This window comes from Nonomuraea sp. NPDC054003, assembly GCF_055585125.1.
On sequence record NZ_JBVJKR010000012.1, the window covers coordinates 95,252 to 117,265 of the forward strand.

Here is a 22,014-nt window from a genome sequence, read left to right on the forward strand (position 1 = left end):
CCGGGCAGTCTCCGGAAGATCCGGGCGGCTATCGGGGGCTGACAGCCCGGTCTCCGGCGGCGGTGACGATGCTCCACGGCAGCTCGGGCAGCGGATGCCGGTCCGGCCCCGGGTCCAGGAGCAGGGAGCCCGCGGGTAACCGCGGCGAGTTGGTCACCACCACCCTGCCCTCGCCGTTCACCAGCGTGATCTGCGTGGGACTGGCCGTCAGCACGCCGAGCAGCAGCGCCTCGAACCTGGCCGCCCGTACGTCGGCGCCCACCACCCCGAGGAAGCGCCCGTCCACCTCGGCGGGCGTGGTGAAGGTCAGCATGTACGTGTCGGTGCCGCCGAAGTCGACGTACGGGCCCACGATGTGACGGCGGCGGGTGCGCTCGGGCACGGCGAACCACTCGGCGGCGGTGTAGTCGTAGAAGTCGAGGCTCTCCGGGTCGAGGTCCACGTCGAGGAAGATCGGATCCTGCTCGGGCGGCGCCTGCCACCACTCCAGCCAGCGGCGGCGGTCGGCCAGCACGCCCGGCGCGACGATGACGCCCGCCCCCGCCAGCACCTCCCGCCGCCCGCCCAGGCAGGCGAAGATCTCCGGCCGGACCGCGGCCAGGTCGGCGGAGGCGAACGAGCCGGAGGCGCGATAGCACGCCACGACGCCCGCCAGGATGCGATCCAGCGAGCGGAAGATGTCCGCGACGATGGTATGGACCCGGTCCGCCACCTGATCGACGTGCCGAACGCTCATCGTTGCCTCCTCACCCGGATGCGACGAGCCGCCAATGGAACTCCATCAGACGCTCTATCCCCTTGTCGATGTGTTCCTCGGTGATGGACCTGGCCCGGTCCGGATCGCGGGCCTCGATGGCGTCGATCACCTGCGTGTGGCTGCGCACCACGTCACGCGGGCCGACGGCCTCCCCGTACGGGAGCCAGAGCAGCTCGCCCACCTCGGCCTGGATGTCGATCTCGGCGCGCGTCAGCCGTACGGACTGGGCGGCGGCGGCGACCTCGATATGGAAGCGGCCGTCGGCGCGGCGGCGCTCGCCCACGGAGGCGGCGGCGTCAAGGCGGGCGAGCACCTGGCGCAGGCGTGTGACGTTGTCGGCGGAGGCGCGCAGGGCGGCCAGCCGGGCGGCGGTGCCGGCGATCGCGGAGCGGTAGTCGCCGATCTCGCGCAGCTCCGACGTGCTCAGCTCGCGCAGGCGGCGGCGGAGCCGGGCCGTGGAGGGGTCGGCGGGCGCGAGCACGAACGTGCCGCCGCCGCGCCCCCTGCGGGTCTCGACCAGGCCGCGCTCGCGCAGCGCGGCGAGGGCCGCGCGCAGGGTCACGGTGGAGACGTTGAGCGCGCCGGCCAGCTCCAGCTCGGCGGGGAGCTGGTCGCCGTCGGCGATCAGGCCGAGCGCGATCGCCTCGGCCAGCCGGCGCACCACGACCTCCACCCGGCCGGACCCGTCGTCGACCGGGGCGAACACCGCCGCCTTGGGGAGCTGGCTCACACGCTCCAGCATATTGCCTTTTGAAATATGAACTCATAGTTTTAAGCGCAACCCACCGAGGGAGGCCAGATGCCGGATCCCGAGAAGAGGTTCCCCGAGAAGAGGTTCGCAGAGGAGTGGCGCAACAGCGCTTACAACTGTTTCTCCTCAGGCCACAAGTTCTGCCGCGAGGTCTGCCCGGTCATGCAGGTCACGCGGAACGAGTCCTGGAGCCCCACCGCCTTCCACGCCAACGTCGTGGCGATGGAGAAAGGCGAGCTCGAGGTCGCGGACGTCGCGGCCGACTACGTCAACTGCACCGGATGCGGCGCGTGCGAGCTGCGCTGCCCCAACTCCCTGTTCACCGGCGACTTCTACCGTTTCCGCACCCGTACGGTCGACCTGGTCAAGGCCGTGCGCGGGCTGGCCGTCGAGCAGGGCGTGCACCAGCCGGGCTGGCAGCGCTGGAACCTGCTCACCGACGAGCGCCGGCACGAGCCGGTGCTCGACGGCACCCCCGTCGACCAGGAGCGGGTGCGCGACTGGGCCGAAGGGCTCGATCTCAGGATCGGCGGGGAGACCATCCTCTTCGTGGACTGCGAGGCGGCCTTCTACCGCACGTCGGTGCCGCGCTCGGTGGCCCGGATCCTGAATCTGGCCGGCTACGAGTTCGGGCTGATGAACGAGCAGTGGTGCTGCGGCGGCCCGGCCGCCGAGATGGGGTACGAGGAGCAGGCGCGCCGGTTCGCCCAGCACAACCTGGACGACTGGCGGGCGGCGGGGGTGCGCCGGGTGCTGGTGCTCGACCCGCACGACTACATCACGTTCACCGAGGACTATCCGAGATACTTCGGCGACGCGTACGACATCGAGATCGTGCTGGTCGTGGAGCTGCTGGCGGAGCTGATCAGGGAGGGCAGGCTGACGCCGCACGTCCCGGTCGAGCGCACGGTGACCTACCACGACCCGTGCCGGCTCAACAAGCGCAAGGGCGTCTGGCGGGAGCCGCGGGAGATCCTGCGGGCCATTCCCGGGCTCACGTTCGAGGACGTGGACCGGGTGACGCAGTGGTCGTACTGCTCGGGCGGGGGCGGCGGGCTGCCCGTGGAGAAGCCCGAGCTGACCGCGAAGATCAGCGAGCAGCGGGTCGGGAAGGCCGCCGAGCTGGGCGTGGACACGCTGGTCAGCGCCTGCCCGTGGTCGGAGCGGCCGCTGTCGGAGGCCGGCCGGGCGCGGTCGATCGACGTCGTGGACCTGCACGAGCTGCTGGCCGAGTCGCTGGGGGTGGCGCCATGAGCGGCGTGCTGCCCGGCGGTCCGGTGGCGGAGGTGGCGTCATGACGGTCCTGATCGGCGATCCCGTGCTGGACGAGCTCCGGCGGATCCTCGGCCCGGAGCACGTGCTGACCGGCAAGGCCGACCGGCTCAACCGGGCGCGGGTGCCTGCGCCGTTCCCGGTGCACCGGTGGGCGGAGCGGATGCCCGACCTGGTGGTGCTGCCGGGCTCCACCGAGGAGGTCGCGGAGGTGCTCAGGCTGGCGAACAGCCTGCGGATCCCGGTCGTGCCGCGCGACGGCGGCACCGGCCTGACCGACGGCGCGGTGCCGCTGCGCGGCGGCATCGTGGTGGACGTCAAGCGGATCAACCAGATCAAGGAGATCGACCTCGACAACCGCACCTGCACGGTCGGGACCGGCATCAACGCACTCAAGCTGAACGAGGTCCTCGCCCGGCACGGGCTGATCTATCCGGACGATCCGGCGTCCTACCCGTGCTCGCTCGTCGGCGGCCGGATCGGCACCAGCGGCTGGTCGCTGATCGGCTCCCGCTACGGCCACTCCCGCGACCTGGTGCTCAGCTTCGACCACGTGCTGCCGACCGGCAAGGTCATCCACGTCGGCGACGGCATCGGGCGGAAGATCACCAAGAGCTCCAGCGGCTACCAGCTCAAGCACCTGTTCATGGGTCACCAGGGCACGCTCGGCATCGCCACCGAGGCGACGCTGAAGCTGTTCCCGAAACCGGAGGCGGAGTTCTCGCCGTTCTGGGCGTTCGAGGACTACGACAGCGCCTACCGCGCGGTCGGCGCGCTGGCGCGGGCGGGCGTGGCCACGTTCGCCGGCGCGGTGCTGTTCGACGAGTGGAAGGTCGCCTACCTGCGGCGCGACGACGAGGCCTACATCCCGCAGCCGTCGTCGGTGCGGGCGCTGGTGTGCGCCGCGATGTACGGCTACGAGGACGAGGTCAGGGCCGGCGGCAGGAGGCTGCTGCGCATCGCCCGCGATCTCGGCGCCCGCTACCTCGGCGACGAGATCTCCGAGGGCGACTGGGCGGCCAGGCACGACAGGTACGCCACGCCGCTGCACGGCCGCACCCGCTCGGGCCAGGTCGTCCCGATGAGCTGGCACTGCGAGGACGCCTCGATCAACTACACGAACCTGCCCTCCGTCAGGCTGGCCTGGCACGAGATCGCCGACCGGCTCCGGCGGGAGAGCGACGTGTTCGACGACTGGGGCATGTTCGCCTACACCAACGGCTCGACCGGCGCCGACTACCTCACCGAGATCGACATCGGCATCTGGGAGCAGCGGCTCGACGACGCCGCCTGGGCCGCCTGGGTCCGGGCCAAGCGCGACCTCGCCGCGGTGGCGCTGGCGCACGGCGGCTCGATCAGCGCCTGCCACGGCTCCTGCCGCGAGGGCGAGGTGGACCTGGTGCCGGAGGAGCTCGGCGGCGGCTTCGACGTGATGCTCGACATCAAACGGGCCATCGACCCGAACAACATCATGAACCCCGGCAAGTACCTGCTCGACCAGGCGTACGCGGAGCAATCATGAAATATCGCCATCAGGAGGAGATGTCGCATCCGCCGGCCCAGCGGGTGACCGACGTCGCGATCACCCGGTTCGAGCACGTCTTCGAGGTCGAGCCCGGCCTCATGACCGACCACGTGACCCAGCAGACCTTCCCCAACTGGGACACGCTGCGCCTGGTCCGGTCCCGGGCCGACCACCTGGCCTGGATGCACCGGCACTTCGCGGACAAGGTGATCTCTGGCGAGGAGCTCCTCCATGACCTCGACGAATGACGCCCCGCGCGACGACGCCGAACTGGCCGGCCTCGGCTACACCTCCGAGTTCCGCAGGAACATGAGCCTGTGGGCCAACTTCTCCCTCGGCTTCACGTACCTGTCTCCCGTGGTCGGCATCTACACGCTGTTCGCCTCGTCGCTGGCCATCGGCGGCCCGCCGATGATCTGGAGCCTGGTCATCGTGGGCGCCGGGCAGTTCCTGGTGGCGCTCGTCTTCGGCGAGATCGTCTCGCAGTACCCGCTGACCGGCGGCATCTACCCCTGGGCCAGGCGGCTGTGGGGGCGGCGGTGGGCCTGGATGACGGGGTGGGTGTACCTGGTCGCGCTGCTGGTGACGATCGCGAGCGTGGCGTACGGGGCGGGGCCGTACCTGTCCGCCCTCCTGGGGATCGAGGTCAGCACCTGGAACACGATCCTCTGCGCGCTGGTCATCCTGGGCGTGGCGCTGGTCATCAACCTGGGAGGGACCAGGGCTCTGGCGATGGCGGCGATCATCGGGTTCGCCGCCGAGCTGATCGGGGCGCTGGCCGTGGGGCTGTGGCTGCTGCTGACCCAGCGGCACCACGGGCTGGGGGTGCTGTTCGACACCTTCGGCGCGGGTTCGGAGTCCGGATATTTCGTGGCGTTCCTGGCTGCCGGGCTTATCGGGATTTTTCAGTATTACGGGTTCGAGGCGTGCGGTGACGTGGCCGAGGAGGTGCCCGACCCGACCCGGCGCATCCCCAAGGCCATGCGCATGACCATCTACGTGGGCGGCGCCGCCGCGACGTTCGTGTGCCTGGCGCTGCTGCTCGCGGTGCCCGACTTCGCCGCCGTCATCTCCGGCGCCGACGCCGACCCGGTGACGAACGTGCTGACCGCCGCGTTCGGCCCCGTCGGCCTCAAGGTCGTGCTCGGCGTGGTGCTGCTGTCGTTCCTGTCGTGCGCGCTCAGCCTGCAGGCGGCCGCGAGCCGGCTGCTGTACTCCTACGCCAGGGACGACATGATCGCGTTCAGCCGCGTGTTCAGGAAGTTCTCCCCGGTCAGGCACATCCCGCCGAACGCCATGCTGGTCGCCGCCGCCGTGCCCGCGGTGATCGTGCTCGGCTCGATCGTGTCGGAGGACGCCCTCATCAAGATCATCTCGTTCGCGGTGCTCGGCATCTACCTGGGCTTCCAGATGGTGGTGCTGGCGGCGCTGCGGGCCAGGGTGCGCGGCTGGCGCCCGGCCGGCCCGTTCACGCTCGGCCGGGCGGGGCTCGCCGTCAACGTGGCCGCGCTGGTCTACGGGGTGCTCGCCATCCTCAACATGACCTGGCCGAGGACGCCCGACGCGCCCTGGTACGACAACTACCTGGTGGCCCTGTCCGGGCTGGTCGTGGTCGCCGCCGGGCTGGTCTACCTGCTGATCGCCAGACCGTACGACAAGGGCGACGCCCCTTCCGGCGACGCCATCCCCCAGGAGGTCCGACGATGAAGTTCAGTTACGTCATGCTGCCCGATTACCCGCTGCGCGACTCGCTGGCGTCCATCCGCCTGGCCGACGAGCTCGGCTTCCATGCCTGCTACGCGGCCGACGAGACCTGGCACAAGGATCTGTGGCTGCTGTTCGCCGCCGCCGCGCAGCAGACCTCCCGCATCCGGTTCGGGCCCAGCGTCTCCTCGGTGGTGCTGCGCGAGCCGTCCCTGATCGCGCAGGCGGCGGCCACGCTCGACGAGCTCAGCGACGGGCGCGCCGAGGTGGTGCTGTCCAGCGGCAACTTCGGGCTGCTCGCTCAGTACGGCATCGACTGGACGGTCACCAAGCCGCTGTCGCGCGTGAAGGAGGCGGCGCACGTGGTGCGCACGCTGCTGGACGACGGCGCGATCACCTACGACGGCGAGTTCTTCAAGTACGACGGCCTGTTCACCTTCGCCCGCCCGGTGCAGGAACGCGTGCCGGTCAAGCTCGGCGCGATGCGCGGGCCGCGCTCCTTCCGTGCGGCCGGCGAGCACTCCGACGGCGTGCACCACGCGCTCAGCTACACCCGTGAGGCCTACGACTACCTCGTGGAGCACTTCACGGCCGGGGCCGAGAAGGCGGGCAAGGACGCCGCCGCGATGGACATCGGCGCCTGGGTCGTCTTCGCCACCGGCCCGGACTCGGCCGTGGCGAAGGAGGCCGCCCGCAGCATGGTCGGCCTCTACGCCTCCTCCATGCCCGCCGAGCAGCTCGAACGCAACGGCGTCGAACCGGGCGCCATGAAGCCCATCGTCGACGCGCTCGGCGCCGGCGACCTGGCCAGGGCGATCGAGCTGACCACGCCCGAGGTGGGGGAGCGGCTGTCCATCGCCGGCACTCCGGAGGAGTGCGTGGCCAAGATCAAGCGCGAGATCGAGCCGGCCGGCGTCAACCACATGATCCTGGCCATCACCGACGCGACGCTGGTCAAGCAGTTCATGGGGCGGGAGCTGCCCGAGGTGGCGGACGTGGACACCCAGCTCAGGCTGATCCACGACCAGATCATGCCCGCGTTCGCCTGACCGGGGGAGGGGCGCGGCGGACCGCGCCGTGCCCCTCTCAGGCGCGCAGCATGGGCACCAGGAACTGCCGCGCGACGGCGGCCAGCTGCTCGTCGTCGTCGAGGTCGACGATGTGGCTCGGGGTCGACAGGAAGGAGGCGGAGACCCGGACCATGAGCTCGGCCACCAGGTCGGCGTCCAGGTCGTCCGGCACGTGGCCCGCGCGCTGCTCGCGGCGGAGCTGGCCCGCGACGAACTGCCGCACGGTGGCGAGGGTCCGGCCCCCGTCGCTGATCATGGACGGCACGAGCAGCTCAGGCTCGGCCTCGATCAGGCCGCCGATCAGCGGGTTGCCACGGATCGCGCGCATCGAGCTGACGAAGCCCAGGACGACCCGGTCGGCGGCGGTGCGTGCCTGCTCGATGTCGATCAGGAACTGGTCGAAGTAGCGCCGGAACTCCCGGCGCACGACATGCTCGACCAGCGTGTCCTTCGTGGTGAAGCGCCGGTAGACGGTGACGCGGGAGACCTTCGCCCGGCGGGCGACGTCCTCCATCGTGGAGCGCCGGATGCCTGTGCGGCAGAACTGCTCGTACGCCGCGTCGAGGATGCGCGCCCGGGTCGGGTCGGTGTCGTCCACCTGCTCCACCGCGTCGATGTAGGCACGTTCCAGCAACGACTCGGAGTCCGACGGCGGCATTAGCGCGGACAGGGCGGATTCCACGATCACCTCACGAACACGGTTCTGACTCGTTCCCCCACAACGGTGGCCGCGGTCTTGTGATGGGCATCACGTTGTGCTCTCATGATGATGATACACAGACGCGTTCTCTGTTTCATCGTATCAACGGGTGTCATCCCGCTCCCGGCGAGAAGAGGAGGAACGACGGCATGGACAAACCCAGCAGACGCAACGTGCTGAAGGCGGGCGGCGCGCTCGGCGCGCTCGGCGCGCTGAGCGTCACGACCCCGGCGTACGCGTGGACCTGGTCGCCCAAGGGCTCGGTGGCGGGCACGGGCGTCGGCGCCGACCCGCGATGGGTGTGGGACGCGGAAGCGGACCCACTCGTCGCCTCGCTGCTCGACCGGGGCGACGTGCCCCTGGTCAACCGGCTCTTACGCAACTGGACCAAGAACGGCCAGCCGCTGCCCGACGGGCTCCCGGCGGACCTGCGGGCGTTCATGGAGGACGCCCGGCGGCTTCCGGCCTGGACCGACCACGGCAAGCTCGCCACCTCGTTCAGGTTCACCGAGAAGCGGGGACTCTACCTCGGCGTCCTGTACGGCATGGCCAGCGGCATGATGAGCACGGTCATCCCCAGGGAGGCCCGCGCCGTCTACTACTCGCAGGGCGGCGCGGACATGAAGGACCGCATCACCAAGACCGCCAAGCTCGGTTACGACATCATGACGCGCAACGCCTTCGATCCCGACGGCGAGATGATCGTGACCTGCGTCAAGACCCGGCTGGTGCACGCCGCGGTGCGGCACCTGCTGCCGCAGTCCCCGTACTGGCCCCCGGTCGCCGACGAGGAGATCCCGATCAGCCAGGCGGACATGATGGTCACCTGGCACAGCCTGGGCACGACCGTCATGCAGAAGATGCTCGACTGGAGGGTGCCGATCCCCAGCTCCGAGTCCACGGCCTTCCTGCACTCGTGGCAGCTCACCGCGCACATGCTCGGCATCAGGGACGAGTACATCCCCGCGTCGTGGGCGCAGGCGAACTCCCAGGCGGAGCAGGTTCTGACCCCGATCCTGGCGCCGACCCCCGAGGGCATCAAGCTGGCCGACATCCTGCTCAACCTCGGCGCCGAGGTCGACGGCGCCATCCTGTCCAAGCCGATCCTCGGCGCGTTCACCCGCTACGTGCTCGGCGACCAGATAGCCGGCTGGCTGAAGATCCCGAGGGAACCCGTCTGGGACTCGCTGCTCCGGCTGTCCTGGCGGCCGTTCATCGCCATCCGCGAAGGTCTGCTCAATCTCCCGCTGGCGCCGGAGACGTACTGGCTCTTCGACGAGTTCCTGCGCAAGGCGACCCTGCTCTTCCTGTCCGAAGCGCAGCCGATCAGGATCGAGATCCCGGAAACCAACCGGCCGTCCTGATCGACCCCTTTGATTCGGCACACGGAGAGGAGTACGGGCAATGGCGGAGTTGAGCAGGCGCAAGATCCTGATCTCGGGCGGAACGCTGGGAGCGCTCGGCGCCCTGGGGCTCACTCCTCCGGCGGAGGCGAGCCAGACGCCCTGGACCTGGTCGGCGCGCGGCTCGGTCGCGGGCTCCGGCGCCGGCACGGACCCGCGATGGGTGTGGGACGAGGAGGCCGACGCGCTGGTCGCCTCGCTGATCGACCGGGGTGACGTGCCCGAGGTCAACCGCCTGCTGTGGGACTGGAACCGGAACGACCAGCCGTTGCCCGACGGCCTGCCGGCGGATCTGCGGGACTTCATGGAGCGGGCCCGCCGGCTGCCGTCGTGGGCGGACCGCGGCAAGCTGGAGACCGCGGCCGACTTCAACAAGTCCAGAGGGCTGTACCTCAACCTGCTCAACGGCGTGGGCGGCGGCATGCTGAGCACCGCCATCCCCAAGGAGGCCCGCGCGGTCTACTACTCCAAGGGCGGCGCGGACATGGAGGACCGCGTGGCCAAGACGAGCATCCTGGGGTTCGCCGTCGGGTCGCTGAACGCCTACCGGCCGGACGGCTCGTGCGTGGTCGAGGCGGTGAAGACCCGGCTGGTGCACGCCGCGGTGCGGCACCTGCTGCGGCAGGTGCCCCACTGGCCCTACGGCATCCCGATCAGCCAGGAGGACATGCTGGTCACCTGGCACACCCTGCCGACCTTCGCCATGCGCAAGATGCTCGAATGGAAGGTGCCGATCAGCTCCGCCGACTCCGCGGCGTACCTGCACGTGTGGCAGGTGACCGCGCACATGCTCGGCATCAAGGACGAGTACATCCCCTCCAACTGGGACGAGGCCTACGCGCAGTCGGACCAGGTCCTGCCCCGCAACATGGGGCCGACCCCCGAGGGCGTGGCGCTGACCGACATCCTGCTGGACCAGCTCGCCGAGCAGACCAGCCCCGGCAGCATCAGCCGGCCGCTCTGCAACGCGCTCGCCCGTTACCTGGTCGGCGACCAGGTGGCCGACTGGGACGGCATCGAGCGTGAGCCGGTGTGGGACCCGCTGATCAGCTCGGCCTGGCCGAAGCTGGTCAGGTTCCGTGAGGGGCTCATCCCGCTGCCGCTGGTGCCGCAGATCGCCTGGGTCATCGACGAGGCGGTCCGGCAGTACATCATGTTCTTCCTCACCAAGGGCAAGGAGACCAAGATCGAGATCCCCACGACCAACCGGCCCGGCACCTGATGACCGGACCGCAGGACGACGGGCCAGGCTCGGCCATCGGGCGGCGGCGCTTCCTCGGGTACGTGCTGGCGGCCCCGACCCTGGTGGCCGCCGCCGAGCTCGCCCCGGCACTGGCCGCGCCCGAACTGACCGAGCTGGTCGACCTCAACGACCTGATGACGGCGGCGGCGCTGCCCACCTCGAACCTGATCTCGGTCGAGGTGCGGCAGGACGGCACGGTGGCGTTCGCGCTGCCGCGGGCCGAGGTCGGCCAGGGCATCACCACCTCGACGGCCATGCTGATCGCCGAGGAGCTGTCCGTGCCGCTGGACCGGGTGCGCGTCACGCTGGCCGACGCCCGCCCCGAGCTGGTGTTCAACCAGCTCACCGGCGGCTCGAACACGACCATCGCCACCTACACCCCGATCCGGGTCGCCGCCGCCGTCGCCCGGCAACGCCTGCTGACCGCCGCGGCGGCCGAACTCGGCACGGACGTGGGTGGCCTGACGATCGAGGACGGGGTGGTCAAGGACCGCGCCGGCCGGAGCGTCGGCATCGGCGCGCTCGCCTCGAAGGCCGCGAGCGCGCGGACCGAGCGGGTGTCCGTGGAGCTCACGGCGCGGGAGAGCTTCACCGTCATCGGCAGGCCGCACAACCGGGTCGACGCCCTGGACGCGGTCACCGGGCGCAAGAAGTTCGCGATGGACCTCGACGTCCCGGACGCCAAGCCGGCGATGGTGTGCCGCCCGCCGACCATCAACGGCAAGGTCGGCTCGGTGGCGAACCTCGCGCAGGTCCGCGCCATGCCCGGCGTCACCGACGTCGTGACGATCTCCACCGGGGTCGCGGTCCGTGCCGAGACCTTCGGGCAGTGCGTCGACGCCGTACGCGCCCTGCAGGTCTCCTGGAGACCGGGCACCGCGGAGGGGAAGTCCGACGCCAGCGTGCTGCGGCAGCTCGAAGCGGCGGAGCTGCCGATGGGGCTCAGGCCGCCGACCCCCGTCGTCGAAGGCAAGTTCACCTTCTACTTCCGCAGCAACAGCGCGCTCGAACCCAACTGCGCGATCGCCGACGTGCGGGCCGGGCGGGCCGAGATCTGGTCGGCGCTGAAATCGCCGATCGTCGCCCAGCAGGCCATCGCCGCCAAGCTCGGGCTGCCTGCCGGCAAGGTCACCGTGCACGTCACCGAGGGCGGCGGCTCCTTCGGGCGCAAGCTGTTCTTCGACGCCGCGCTCGAAGCCGCCGAGATGTCACAGAAGATCGGCAAACCGGTCAAGCTCATGTGGCACCGCGCCGACGACTCCCGCCAGGGGCGCACCCACCCGATGGCCACCTCGCGGGTCCGCGTCGCCTACCTCGGCGACACCGTGCTCAGCTACAAGCAGCGGCACACCAGCGTCTCCACGGACCTCGGTCACGGGCTCGGTGAGATCATCACCGCCCTGGCCGCGAGGCTTCCGGTGGGCGACATCGGCTTCGCCCAGACGTTCTTCCATCTCAGCCAGGCGACGTCCTACCGGTTCGGGGCCGTCAGCCGGCTGCTCAGCGAGACGGACAAGGGCTTCAACACCGGCAGCATGCGCAACGTCTACTCGCCCGACGTCACCTGCGCCCGCGAGCTCATCGTCGACCAGCTCGCGGCGAGGATGGGCAAGGACCCCTACCGGTTCCGGCGCGACTTCCTCCAGGACGACCGGTCCAGGGCGGTGCTGGCGAAGGTGGCGGAGGCCGGGAACTGGGGCCGGTCCATGGCACCCGGCACCGCCCAGGGCATCGCGTTCCACGCCGAGTACAAGTCGGTCAGCGCCGCGCTGGTGGAGATCGACTGCCGGCCCGCGACGGTCGACCGGCCCATCCGCGACGGCGTGGCCGGGCCGCGCGTCACCAAGGTCGTCTTCGCCGTGGACGTCGGCCTGGCCGTCAACCCCCGCGGCCTGGAGGCCCAGATGATGGGCTGCGTCATGGACGGCATCGCGCTGGCCCTGACCTCCAGCCTCCACCTGCGCGACGGCCACTTCCTGGAGGCGAGCTGGGACAACTACTTCTACACCCGCCAGTGGAACACCCCGCCGGAACTCCAGGTCATCGTCATGCCCAGCACGTCCGACCAGCCCGGCGGCGCGGGGGAGCTGGGCGTCGCCGCGTCGATGGCCGCGGTCGCCTGCGCGTACGGCCGCGCCACCGGCACGATGCCCACCAGCTTCCCGATCAACCACGGGACGCTCTCCTTCACCCCCAAACCCACCGTCCCGCCGATCCCGCCGTCGCCGACCGACGGCCTGGACCACGCCCGCTGAACCAAGGAGATCTGAGTGCCCGAGCACACGTTCCGCGTCAACGGCGAGCAGGTCACCGTCGACGTCGCCGGCGACGTCCGCCTGCTGTGGGTCCTGCGCGACATCCTCGGCATCACCGGGCCGAAGTACGGCTGCGGGATCAACGTCTGCAAAGCCTGCACCAGCCACCTCAACGGCAAGGCCGTCAACCCCTGCGCGATCCCCGTCCAGGATCTCCAGCCGACCGACGAGGTCACGACCATCGAAGGGCTGGCGGCCACGGTCGGCCGGGACCTGCACCCCATGCAGCAGGCCTGGCTCGACCACGACGTCGCCCAGTGCGGCTACTGCCAGCCGGGCCAGATCATGGCCGCCGTGGCGCTGGTCCGCCGCGTCGCCGCCGAAGGCCGCTCGATCACGGACGCCGACCTCGACGGGCTGCGCAACATCTGCCGCTGCGGCACGTACCCCCGCATCCGCGAAGCCATCAGAGCCGGCGCCGAAGACATGTGAGGCCGTGCCCCGTCCGGGGCACGGCCTTTCGCGCGCGTAAATCCCCTAAAAGCTAGTAGGAAATATTGACTTCGCCGGGACCGCGGCCTAACGTCGTTCCCATGAGGCAGGGTCTCCTCCTTACTAGGCGCTCCCACGTGGATTTCTGCCACGTCGCCAGCGCGCAGTGTCGTTGATCACGCATCCGTAGCCGCCACCTCCGTGCTCCCGGCGCGGCCGAAGCCGCCCGCGCCCTCGTCGACGACTTCCCCTTCTCCGCGACCCCGGACCGTCACCGGGGCGCCGCGCGAGCATGCCTTTCTCCTGTGAGGAACTGCCGTGACCGTTTCATCCCTGACCGACGGCCACGCCGTCGAAGCCGCCCGGTTCAGGCGGGCGCTGGCCGTGCACGCCAGCGGCGTCGTGGTCATCACCGCCCAGAGCGACGGCGTCCCCGTCGGTCTCACCGCCACCTCCTTCTCCTCCGTCAGCCTCGAACCGCCCCTCGTCTCCTTCTACGTGGACCGCTCCTCCACCACCTGGCCCAGGCTCGGCGCCGCCGACCACTTCGCGGTCAACATCCTGGCCAGCGACCAGTCCGAGCTGGCGGCCCGGTTCGCCAGGAAGAGCGTCGACCGCTTCGCCGAGCCCACCCGCTGGCGGCCGGGACCGCTGGGCGCGCCGCTGCTGCAGGACGTCTCCGCGCACCTGATCTGCCTGCCCTACGAGACGGCGCAGGTCGGCGACCACGTGCTGGTGGTCGGCCTGGTCGCCGAGGCCGACGTCCACCGGCAGGGCCGCCCGCTCCTCTACCACCAGGGCCGCTTCGGCCGCTTCCTGGCCCACCCCGACTCCTGAACCCGGAGATCCCGTGTCCACACCCACCCGGACGGGCGCCTACGCGAGCCCCGTCGACCTCGTCGCGTACGGCCACTACGGGCCGGGCCGCCTGCACCTGTCGCCCGACTGGAACCGCCCCGTCTACCCGTTCCAGGGCCGGATCACCGCCGACGGCTCCAGCGGCCACCGCGCCGAGCCCGGCCGCTACCACCTCTACGTCTCCTGGGTCTGCCCGTACGCCCACCGCGCCGCGATCGTCCGCAAGCTCAAGGGCCTGGAGGAGGTGATCTCGCTGTCGTACGTGGACGACGAGCGCGACGGCCGCGGCTGGGCGTTCAGGGAGCGCCGCGGCGCCGACCCGGTCAACGGCTTCACCCTGCTGGAGGAGGCGTACGACGCCACCGAGAAGGGCTACGGCGGCCACGTCTCGGTCCCCGTGCTCTGGGACCGGCACACCGGCACGATCGTCAGCAACCACTTCCCCGACATCACGATCGACCTGGCCACCCAGTTCGAGCAGTGGGCCGGCACGCCGATCGACCTCTACCCGGACGCGCTCCGCCCGGAGATCAACAAGCTGAACGCCTGGATCTACCACGACGTCAACACCGGCGTCACCAGGGTGGCCCGCGCGGCCACCGAGGACGACCGCGAGCGGGAGCGGCGGGTGGTCGTCTCGGCGCTGGAGCGGCTGGACGAGCGCCTGGCCGGGCAGCGGTTCCTGGCCGGCGACACGATCACCGAGGCCGACGTGCGGCTCTGGGTGACGCTGGCCAGGTTCGACGCCGAGCACAACCCCGGCCACCTGATCAGCGAGCGGGGGCTGTCCGGCTTCGAGCATCTGTGGCCGTACGCCCGCGACCTCTACCGGCTGCCGGCCTTCCGCGAGACGACCGAGGGCCTGCCCCAGAGCTGGGACGCGCCGCACGGGCGGGACCGATGACCCGCAAGCGGGTGCACCTGGCGGCCCACTTCCCCGGCGTGAACAACACCACGGTCTGGACCGACCCCCGCTCCGGCAGCCAGATCGACTTCGCCTCGTTCGTCCACCTCGCCAGGACGGCCGAGCGCGGCAAGCTCGACTTCCTCTTCCTGGCCGAAGGGCTGCGGCTGCGCGAGCTCAAGGGCCGCGTGCACGACCTCGACGTGGTCGGCCGGCCGGAGTCGCTCACCGTGCTCAGCGCCCTGGCCGCGGTCACCGACCGGCTCGGCCTGGCCGGGACCGTCAACACCACCTTCAACGAGCCGTACGAGCTGGCCCGGCGTCTGTCCACGCTCGACCACCTGAGCGACGGCCGGGCCGCCTGGAACGTGGTGACCACCTCCGACGCGTTCACCGGCGAGAACTTCCGCCGCGGCGGCTACCTCGACCGGGCCGACCGGTACGAGCGGGCGGCGGAGTTCGTGCGGCTGTCACGGGAGCTGTGGGACTCCTGGCGGCCGGACGCGGTCGCCGCCGACCGGGAGACGGGCACGTTCGTCCGCCCGGGAGCCATCGGCGACGTCGGGCACCGGGGCGCGCACTTCTCCGTCGAGGGCCGGTTCACGCTGCCCCGCAGCCCGCAGGGACACCCCGTCGTCATCCAGGCGGGGGACTCGGACGAGGGACGCGAGTTCGCCGCCGCCCACGCCGACGTGATCTTCACCCCGCACGGCAGGCTGGAGGACGGCAGGCGCTTCTACGCCGACGTCAAGCGCCGCCTGGCCCGGTACGGCCGTGAGCCGCACCAGCTCAAGATCATGCCGGGCGTGACGTTCGCGCTCGGCGACACGGACGAGGAGGCCGCCGAGAACGCCGCCGCCATCCGCCGGCAGCAGGTCGGGCCGCGGACCGCGATCGCGTTCCTGGAGCAGGTGTGGGGCCGCGACATGTCGGCGTACGACCCCGAAGGCCCGCTGCCCGACATCGAGCCGGACCCGGCGGAAGGCGTCTCCCAGGGCCGGGTGCCGATCAAGGACCGCGCCGCCGTCGCCGCCAAGTGGCGGGCGCTGGCCGGGGAGAAGGGCCTGTCGATCCGGGAGCTGGTCATCGAGGTGACCGGGCGGCAGACGTTCGTCGGCACCCCCGGGAGCGTGGCCCGGCAGATCGACGAGCACGTGCAGGCCGACGCCGCCGACGGGTTCATCCTCGTCCCGCACCTGACACCCGGCGGCCTGGACGAGTTCGTCGACCGCGTGGTGCCGCTGCTGCGGGAGCGCGGCGTCTTCCGTACCGACTACACCGGGGCCACCCTCCGCGACCACCTGGAGCTGACATGACGCTGCACCTGGCCGTGGCGCTGGACGGCGCGGGCTGGCACCCCGCCGCCTGGCGCGAGACGTCCTCGGACGTCTTCTCCGCCCGCCACTGGGCGGCCCTCGTGACCGAGGCCGAGCGCGGGCTGCTCGACTTCGTCACCATCGAGGACGCCCTGGGCCCGCAGTCGACCCTGCCCGACGGCCCCGACGAACGCACCGACCAGGTCCGGGGGAGGTTCGACGCGGTGCTGCTCGCGGCCCGCCTCGCGCCGCTCACCAGCCGGATCGGGCTGGTGCCGACGGCCACCACCACGCACACCGAACCGTTCCACGTGGCCGTCGGCATCGCCACGCTCGACCACGTCAGCGGCGGGCGGGCCGGCTGGCGCGCGCAGATCTCCGCGCGCGCCTCGGAGGCGCGGCACTTCGGCCGCAGGCGGTTCCCGCCGCTCGACCCGGGGGCCCGCGACCTCGCCGCCGACCCGCACGTGCGCGACCTGTTCGCCGAGGCCGCCGACGCCGTCGAGGTCGCGCGGCGGCTCTGGGACAGCTGGGAGGACGACGCCGAGATCCGCGACGTGGCCACAGGCAGGTTCATCGACCGGGACAAGCTGCACTACGCGGACTTCGCCGGGCGGTTCTTCTCGGTCAAGGGGCCGTCGATCACGCCCCGGCCGCCGCAGGGGCAGCCGGTGGTGACCGCGCTCGCCCACTCGCGGCTGCCGTACGAGTTCGCGGCCGGCAGCGCCGACGTCGTGTACGTCACCCCGCACTCCGACGAGCAGGCCCGCGCCGTCGTCGAGGAGGTCCGGGCGCTGTCGGGCGAAATCAAGATCTTCGCCGACCTGGTCGTCTTCCTCGGCGAGGACGCGGCGCGGCGCAAGGCGCGGCTCGACGAGCTGGACGGGGCCGAGCTCGCCTCCGACGCCGCGATCTTCACCGGGACCGTGCGCGAGCTGGCCGACGTGCTGCTGGAGTGGCGGCGGGCCGGGATCCAGGGGTTCCGGCTGCGGCCCGGCGTGGTGCCGTACGACCTGGAGCGGATCACCCGCGGGCTGACGGCCGAACTGCGCGGGCACGGGGTGTTCCGCCGCGCCTACGAGGCCACCACGCTGCGCGGGCTGCTCGGCCTGCCGCGTCCGGCCAGCCGCTATGCGGAGGTGTCATGAAATTTCTGGCTATCACGTTGATCGTCCATAACGATGACCGATCGCCCACCGAGCGCTTCCGCGAGGTCGTCGAGAACGCGGTGCTGGCCGAGGAGCTCGGCTTCGACGGCTTCGGCGTGGGGGAGCGGCACGAGCGCCCCTTCATCTCCTCCTCGCCGCCGGTGGTGCTCGGCCACATCGCCGCCAGGACGTCCAGGATCCGGCTGTTCAACGCCGTCACCACGCTGAGCCTGCTGGACCCGGTCCGCGCGTACGAGGACTACGCGACGCTCGACCACCTGTCGGAGGGCAGGCTGGAGCTGATCATCGGCAAGGGCAACGGCGCGGCGCAGGCCGAGCTGTTCCACGTCACGGCCGAGGACCAGTGGGAACGCAACCGGGAGTCGTACGAGCTCTTCCGCCGCCTCTGGCGGGAGGACAAGGTCACCTGGGAAGGCCGGTTCCGGCCGCCGCTGACCGAGGCGGAGACCTGGCCGCGGCCGCTGCAGCGGCCGATCCGCGTCTGGCACGGCAGCGCCACCAGCCAGGAGTCGGTGGATCTGGCCGCCCGCCACGGCGACCCGCTGTTCTCCGCCAACGTCACCCACCCCATCGGCCCCTACGCCGAGCTGATCGACCACTACCGGGAACGCTGGGAGCACTACGGGCACGACCCGGCCGGCGCGCTGGTCGGCGCGGGGACGGCGGGCTACTACGCGGCCCGGTCCTCGCAGGAGGCCGTCTCCGCCTACCGGCCCGTCTACGACGCCCGGGTGGCGTTCCAGCGGAAGCTCGGCCTGCCGGTGGTCTTCCCGACCCTGGAGGACGCCATCGAGCGCGGCTCGATCCTGGTCGGCAGCCCGCAGCAGATCGTCGACAAGGTGCTGCGCTACCACAAGCGGTTCGGCCACGAGGTCATGCACCTGCACGCCGACGCCGACGGGCTCACGCCCGGTCAGCACCGGGACGCGCTGGAGCTGTTCCAGGCCGAGATCGCGCCCGTGCTGCGGGCGGAGATCCCCAGCAGGCCGTTCCCCGGAGGTGCCACGTGACGCTGTCCATCCTCGACCTCGCCCCGATCGTGTCGGGTGGCACGGCGGGCGACGCCCTGCGCAACACCCTCGACCTCGCCCGCCGGGCCGAGGAGTACGGCTACCGCCGCTACTGGCTGGCCGAGCACCACTTCGCGCCCGGCGTCGCCAGTTCGGCGCCGGCCGTGCTGATCGCGCTCGTGGCCGCGGCCACCTCCACGATCCGGGTCGGATCGGGCGCCGTGCAGCTCGGTCACCAGACGCCGCTGTCGGTGGTCGAGCAGTTCGGGATCGTCGACGCGCTCCACCCGGGCCGGATCGACCTGGGGATCGGGCGCTCCGGGCAGCGCCGCGCCGAACTCGCCACGGACCCGGTCGCCGAGAAGAAGGCGGCCCGGGTGGTGGACGGGCTGCTGATCCCGCCGCCCTTCGACTGGTCGGCGCTCGCCAGGCAGCCCAGGCTCGCCCGCCAGATCGCCGCCCTCCAGCAGCCGGGCGCGCGGACGCCCGACTTCGCCGACCAGATCGACGACGTGCTCGCCCTGCTCGACGGCACGCACGAGGCCCGCGCCGTGCCCGGCGAGGGCGCGGACCTGCGGGTGTGGATCCTCGGCAGCAGCGGCGGGCAGAGCGCCCAGGTCGCCGGGGAACGCGGGCTGCCCTTCGCGGCGAACTACCACGTCAGCCCGTCCAGCGTGCTGGAGGCCGTCGAGGCCTACCGGGAGGCGTTCAAGCCGTCGGAGGCGCTGGGCGAGCCGTACGTGATCGTCTCGGCGGACGCGGTCGTCGCGGAGAGCCGGGCGCGGGCCCGCGAGCTGGCCAAGGGGTACGACCTGTGGGTCCGCAGCATCCGGACGGGCGACGGCGCGATCCCGTACCCCACGGCGGCGGAGGCCGACGCGCACGTCTGGACCGACGCCGACCGCGACCTCGTCAAGGACCGCCTCGACACCCGGTTCGTCGGCCCGCCCGCCGAGGTGGCCGAAGGGCTGCGCGTGCTCCGGCGGGTGACCGGGGCCGACGAACTGCTCATCACGACCATCACCCACGACCACGAAGACCGCGCGCGCTCGTACGAGCTGCTCGCCGAAGCCTGGAACCGCCCGTGAAGCGCATCCTCCCCGCCCTGCTGCTGACCCTCGCCGCGTGCGGCGCGCAACCCGTCCAGACCGCGCGGACCACCTCGCTGACCTGGGCCGTCGAGACGCAGCCGATCACCCTGAACCCGCAGCTGTGGGCCCAGAACAAGGCCAGGCTGCTGGTGTTCAACCAGTTCGACGCGCTGCTGTCGAAAGCCGCTGACGGCTCCTTCGGGCCCTGGCTCGCCACGGCGTGGACGGTGTCGGACGACGGGCTGACCTACACCCTCGACCTGCGCGACGACGTCACCTTCCACGACGGCACGGCGTTCGACGCCGCCGCCGTCAAGGCCAACCTCGACCAGTTCCTCGTGCCCGGCTACAACCCGTCGGTGGCCGCGATCCAGCTCAGGTCCTTCGACGAGGCCGAGGTCGTGTCGCCGCACCGGCTCAGGATCACCCTCAAGGAGCCGGACGCGCTCTTCCTCGACTTCCTCGCCTCGCCCCTGGCCGGGCAGGTCTCGCCGAAGTCGCTGAAGGGCGCCGAGGACCTCAAGTTCGGCGGGCCGGACCTGGTCGGCACCGGGCCGTTCATCCTCGAACGGTACGTCCAGGGCCAGGAGATCCACTACCGGCGCAACCCCGCCTACGCCTGGCCCCCCGCCGGAGCGGCCCACCAGGGCCCCGCCCACCTTTCGGAGATCACCTACCGGTTCCTGCCCGAGGCCGCTGTCCGCGTCGGCGCGCTCACCTCGGGCCAGGTGCAGGTCATCGAGGGCGTCCCCGCGACCGAGGTCGCCCTCATCGAGAAGGACCCGGAGCTGACCCTGCGGACGGCGCTCAACTCCGGCACCGCCTACTCCTACTACTTCAACACCTCCCACGCCCCCTTCGACGACCGGCGCGTACGGGAGGCGTTCCGCGAGGCCGTGGACCTGGACGCGGTGCTGAGATCCGTCTACCAGGGCACCGCCACCAGGGCGTGGAGCATCGTCGGCAGCGAGAGCCCCTTCTACGACCCGTCCCTGGAGAACACCTACGGCGGCGACGTGGCCAGGGCCAACGCGCTGCTCGACGCCGCAGGGTGGAAGGAACGGGACGCCGAGGGGTTCCGGGTCAAGGACGGCGAGCGGCTCACCGTGCGCGAGGTCGCCTCGGCGCCGTTCGTCCGGGACCGCCGCGACATCCTCGCCCAGGCCATCCAGGCCCAGGTCAAGCAGAACGCCGGCATCGACTTCCAGGTCAAGATCCTCGACCAGGGCAGCGCGCAGCAGGCCGTGGACGACGACGCCTACGAGGTGTTCGGCAACTCCCGCGGCGACTCCGACGCGGGCGCCGCGCTCAACCTCATCCTGCCGGAAGGGGCCGCCATCAACCGCACCCGCTTCGCCGACCCCGACCTGGACAAGTGGCTCGCCGCCGCCTCCGCAAGCTCCGGCCAGGCCGAACGCAAGGAGCTCTACGCCAGGGCGCAGCGGGCGGTCGTGGCGGACCACGCCGTCGTGTTCCCGCTCTACGTGCCCGCCGACCAGATCGCCGCGAGCAAGAACGTCCAGGGGCTCGGCTTCGATCCCGCCTCCGGCACCCCGGCGAGCGCGTACGACGTGCGGATCGGCACATGATCAGACGGCTGGGCGCCGGGCTGGCGGTGCTCTGGGCCGCCGCCACCGCCTCGTACGCCGCGCTGCTGCTCGCCCCGGGGGACACCGTCGACATCCTGGTCGGCGACGGCCCCGACACCCCGGAGATCCGGGCCGGGATCGTCGCGGAATGGGGGCTCGACCGGCCCGAGATCGTGCAGTACCTGTCCTACCTGTGGCGCCTGCTGCACGGCGACCTCGGCCGCTCGTACCAGCAGCAGCGCGGCGTCGGCGAGATCCTGGCCGGCCAGATCGGGCCGACCGCGCAGCTCACGCTCGCCGCGGCGGCCACCGGCGTGGTGCTGGCCGGCCTCATCGCGATCGGCACGGCGGGCAGGGGGCGGTGGCCGCGTGCCGTCGCCTCGGCCGCCGAGCTGGTGTCGGTGTCCGTGCCGCCGTTCCTCATCGGGATCGTGCTGCTGTCGGTCTTCTCGTTAACGCTCGGCTGGTTCCCCGTGTCCGGGGCGGACGGGCCGGCGGCGCTGGTGCTGCCCGCGCTGGCGCTCGGCCTGCCCGTCGCGGGCGTGCTCGGCCAGGTGCTCCGGGGCGGGCTGGAGCGGGCGCTGGAGCAGCCGTTCGCGGTGACGGCCAGGGCGCGCGGGCTCACCGAACGCGCCCTGGTCGCCCGGCACGCCCTGCGGCACGCGCTCATCCCGGCCGTGACGCTGGCCGGCTGGTTCACCGGCGCGCTGCTGGGCGGCGCGGTGATCACCGAGGTGCTGTTCGGCCGGCCCGGGCTCGGCCAGGTCGCCATGCAGGCCGTGACCGGTCAGGACATGCCCGTCGTGATGGCCGTCGTGCTGCTGTCGGCCGTCGTGTACGTCACGGTCAGCACGCTGCTCGACCTGGCCTACCGCGTCATCGACCCGCGGATCAGGGGCTGACCG

General features: G+C 71.5%; 20 protein-coding genes. 17 read left to right on the forward strand and 3 right to left on the reverse strand.

All coding sequences use genetic code 11. The annotated features are described in order from the left end of the window. Positions 1–28 precede the first annotated feature (28 nt). Together ACZ6YG_RS29485 and ACZ6YG_RS29490 are read right to left on the reverse strand one after the other, a co-directional pair. Positions 29–736, reverse strand: coding sequence for a PDC sensor domain-containing protein (locus tag ACZ6YG_RS29485; RefSeq protein WP_466019782.1), 708 nt, complete (start codon positions 734–736; stop codon positions 29–31). 10 nt (positions 737–746) lie between these two features. Next, positions 747–1,487 carry a FadR/GntR family transcriptional regulator gene (locus ACZ6YG_RS29490; protein ID WP_261808722.1) on the reverse strand — a complete coding sequence of 247 codons (741 nt, stop codon included), beginning with the start codon at positions 1,485–1,487 and terminating at the stop codon, positions 747–749. A 69-nt stretch (positions 1,488–1,556) separates the two neighbouring features. Here ACZ6YG_RS29490 and ACZ6YG_RS29495 point away from each other — a divergent pair, with 69 nt between their 5' ends. The 5 genes from ACZ6YG_RS29495 to ACZ6YG_RS29515 are packed head-to-tail and all read left to right on the forward strand — an operon-like array spanning position 1,557 to position 7,058. Beyond that, positions 1,557–2,762 (forward strand): (Fe-S)-binding protein, encoded by a 1,206-nt coding sequence (locus ACZ6YG_RS29495; protein ID WP_397197908.1) that lies wholly within the window; start codon positions 1,557–1,559, stop codon positions 2,760–2,762. A gap of 40 nt (positions 2,763–2,802) precedes the next feature. Then, entirely contained in the window at positions 2,803–4,302 is a 1,500-nt protein-coding gene (locus ACZ6YG_RS29500) for an FAD-binding oxidoreductase (RefSeq protein WP_148033123.1), read from the forward strand. Beyond that, positions 4,299–4,553, forward strand: coding sequence for a hypothetical protein (locus tag ACZ6YG_RS29505; RefSeq protein WP_148033122.1), 255 nt, complete (start codon positions 4,299–4,301; stop codon positions 4,551–4,553). The genes ACZ6YG_RS29500 and ACZ6YG_RS29505 overlap by 4 nt, the downstream gene beginning before the upstream one ends. Continuing rightward, the gene (locus ACZ6YG_RS29510; RefSeq protein ID WP_466019783.1) at positions 4,537–6,012 is read left to right on the forward strand and encodes an APC family permease; all 1,476 of its coding nucleotides are present in this window, start codon (positions 4,537–4,539) and stop codon (positions 6,010–6,012) included. Before ACZ6YG_RS29505 ends, ACZ6YG_RS29510 begins: the two co-directional genes overlap by 17 nt. After that, on the forward strand, positions 6,009–7,058 hold the full coding sequence (locus ACZ6YG_RS29515) for an LLM class flavin-dependent oxidoreductase (protein WP_148033120.1): 1,050 nt from the start codon (positions 6,009–6,011) through the stop codon (positions 7,056–7,058). The genes ACZ6YG_RS29510 and ACZ6YG_RS29515 overlap by 4 nt, the downstream gene beginning before the upstream one ends. Before the next feature lie 37 nt (positions 7,059–7,095). Here the strand turns inward: ACZ6YG_RS29515 and ACZ6YG_RS29520 are convergent, their stop codons facing one another. Then, positions 7,096–7,737: a TetR/AcrR family transcriptional regulator gene (locus ACZ6YG_RS29520; protein WP_466019912.1), complete on the reverse strand. Its 642-nt coding sequence runs from the start codon at positions 7,735–7,737 to the stop codon at positions 7,096–7,098. Between the two features lie 191 nt (positions 7,738–7,928). On the opposite strand from ACZ6YG_RS29520, the gene ACZ6YG_RS29525 reads away from it, so the two are divergent. The 12 genes from ACZ6YG_RS29525 (at position 7,929) to ACZ6YG_RS29580 (ending at position 22,011) form a co-directional block, all read left to right on the forward strand. Further along, complete coding sequence (locus ACZ6YG_RS29525; protein ID WP_148033119.1) at positions 7,929–9,143, forward strand: oxygenase MpaB family protein; 1,215 nt, start codon at positions 7,929–7,931, stop codon at positions 9,141–9,143. Between the two features lie 40 nt (positions 9,144–9,183). Then, the gene (locus ACZ6YG_RS29530; protein WP_148033118.1) at positions 9,184–10,404 is read left to right on the forward strand and encodes an oxygenase MpaB family protein; all 1,221 of its coding nucleotides are present in this window, start codon (positions 9,184–9,186) and stop codon (positions 10,402–10,404) included. Next, on the forward strand, positions 10,404–12,680 hold the full coding sequence (locus tag ACZ6YG_RS29535) for a molybdopterin cofactor-binding domain-containing protein (protein ID WP_466019784.1): 2,277 nt from the start codon (positions 10,404–10,406) through the stop codon (positions 12,678–12,680). The genes ACZ6YG_RS29530 and ACZ6YG_RS29535 overlap by 1 nt, the downstream gene beginning before the upstream one ends. A gap of 15 nt (positions 12,681–12,695) precedes the next feature. After that, entirely contained in the window at positions 12,696–13,172 is a 477-nt protein-coding gene (locus ACZ6YG_RS29540; protein ID WP_148033116.1) for a (2Fe-2S)-binding protein, read from the forward strand. 318 nt (positions 13,173–13,490) lie between these two features. Beyond that, a complete protein-coding gene (locus ACZ6YG_RS29545) occupies positions 13,491–14,009 on the forward strand; it encodes a flavin reductase family protein (RefSeq protein WP_261808721.1) in 519 nt (172 codons plus the stop codon). A gap of 13 nt (positions 14,010–14,022) precedes the next feature. Further along, complete coding sequence (locus ACZ6YG_RS29550) at positions 14,023–14,934, forward strand: glutathione S-transferase C-terminal domain-containing protein (protein WP_219546285.1); 912 nt, start codon at positions 14,023–14,025, stop codon at positions 14,932–14,934. Further along, entirely contained in the window at positions 14,931–16,250 is a 1,320-nt protein-coding gene (locus ACZ6YG_RS29555; RefSeq protein WP_271276403.1) for an NtaA/DmoA family FMN-dependent monooxygenase, read from the forward strand. The genes ACZ6YG_RS29550 and ACZ6YG_RS29555 overlap by 4 nt, the downstream gene beginning before the upstream one ends. Then, positions 16,247–17,398 carry an LLM class flavin-dependent oxidoreductase gene (locus tag ACZ6YG_RS29560; protein WP_466019785.1) on the forward strand — a complete coding sequence of 384 codons (1,152 nt, stop codon included), beginning with the start codon at positions 16,247–16,249 and terminating at the stop codon, positions 17,396–17,398. The genes ACZ6YG_RS29555 and ACZ6YG_RS29560 overlap by 4 nt, the downstream gene beginning before the upstream one ends. Further along, a complete protein-coding gene (locus tag ACZ6YG_RS29565; protein ID WP_466019786.1) occupies positions 17,395–18,429 on the forward strand; it encodes an LLM class flavin-dependent oxidoreductase in 1,035 nt (344 codons plus the stop codon). The genes ACZ6YG_RS29560 and ACZ6YG_RS29565 overlap by 4 nt, the downstream gene beginning before the upstream one ends. Beyond that, entirely contained in the window at positions 18,426–19,517 is a 1,092-nt protein-coding gene (locus tag ACZ6YG_RS29570; RefSeq protein WP_466019787.1) for an LLM class flavin-dependent oxidoreductase, read from the forward strand. The genes ACZ6YG_RS29565 and ACZ6YG_RS29570 overlap by 4 nt, the downstream gene beginning before the upstream one ends. After that, positions 19,514–21,109: an ABC transporter substrate-binding protein gene (locus ACZ6YG_RS29575; RefSeq protein WP_466019788.1), complete on the forward strand. Its 1,596-nt coding sequence runs from the start codon at positions 19,514–19,516 to the stop codon at positions 21,107–21,109. Before ACZ6YG_RS29570 ends, ACZ6YG_RS29575 begins: the two co-directional genes overlap by 4 nt. After that, on the forward strand, positions 21,106–22,011 hold the full coding sequence (locus ACZ6YG_RS29580; RefSeq protein WP_466019789.1) for an ABC transporter permease: 906 nt from the start codon (positions 21,106–21,108) through the stop codon (positions 22,009–22,011). The genes ACZ6YG_RS29575 and ACZ6YG_RS29580 overlap by 4 nt, the downstream gene beginning before the upstream one ends. The last annotated feature ends 3 nt before the right edge of the window (positions 22,012–22,014 follow it).

Bases quoted from the DNA above. Each gene is read 5' to 3' on its own strand.
- ACZ6YG_RS29505 (WP_148033122.1), top strand. From the start codon at position 4,299: ATGAAATATCGCCATCAGGAGGAGATGTCGCATCCGCCGGCCCAGCGG.
- ACZ6YG_RS29530 (WP_148033118.1), top strand. From the start codon at position 9,184: ATGGCGGAGTTGAGCAGGCGCAAGATCCTGATCTCGGGCGGAACGCTG.
- ACZ6YG_RS29485 (WP_466019782.1), bottom strand. From the start codon at position 736: ATGAGCGTTCGGCACGTCGATCAGGTGGCGGACCGGGTCCATACCATC.
- ACZ6YG_RS29565 (WP_466019786.1), top strand. From the start codon at position 17,395: ATGAAATTTCTGGCTATCACGTTGATCGTCCATAACGATGACCGATCG.
- ACZ6YG_RS29520 (WP_466019912.1), bottom strand. From the start codon at position 7,737: ATGCCGCCGTCGGACTCCGAGTCGTTGCTGGAACGTGCCTACATCGAC.
- ACZ6YG_RS29525 (WP_148033119.1), top strand. From the start codon at position 7,929: ATGGACAAACCCAGCAGACGCAACGTGCTGAAGGCGGGCGGCGCGCTC.
- ACZ6YG_RS29555 (WP_271276403.1), top strand. From the start codon at position 14,931: ATGACCCGCAAGCGGGTGCACCTGGCGGCCCACTTCCCCGGCGTGAAC.
- ACZ6YG_RS29580 (WP_466019789.1), top strand. From the start codon at position 21,106: ATGATCAGACGGCTGGGCGCCGGGCTGGCGGTGCTCTGGGCCGCCGCC.
- ACZ6YG_RS29495 (WP_397197908.1), top strand. From the start codon at position 1,557: ATGCCGGATCCCGAGAAGAGGTTCCCCGAGAAGAGGTTCGCAGAGGAG.
- ACZ6YG_RS29500 (WP_148033123.1), top strand. From the start codon at position 2,803: ATGACGGTCCTGATCGGCGATCCCGTGCTGGACGAGCTCCGGCGGATC.
- ACZ6YG_RS29515 (WP_148033120.1), top strand. From the start codon at position 6,009: ATGAAGTTCAGTTACGTCATGCTGCCCGATTACCCGCTGCGCGACTCG.
- ACZ6YG_RS29535 (WP_466019784.1), top strand. From the start codon at position 10,404: ATGACCGGACCGCAGGACGACGGGCCAGGCTCGGCCATCGGGCGGCGG.
- ACZ6YG_RS29560 (WP_466019785.1), top strand. From the start codon at position 16,247: ATGACGCTGCACCTGGCCGTGGCGCTGGACGGCGCGGGCTGGCACCCC.
- ACZ6YG_RS29510 (WP_466019783.1), top strand. From the start codon at position 4,537: ATGACCTCGACGAATGACGCCCCGCGCGACGACGCCGAACTGGCCGGC.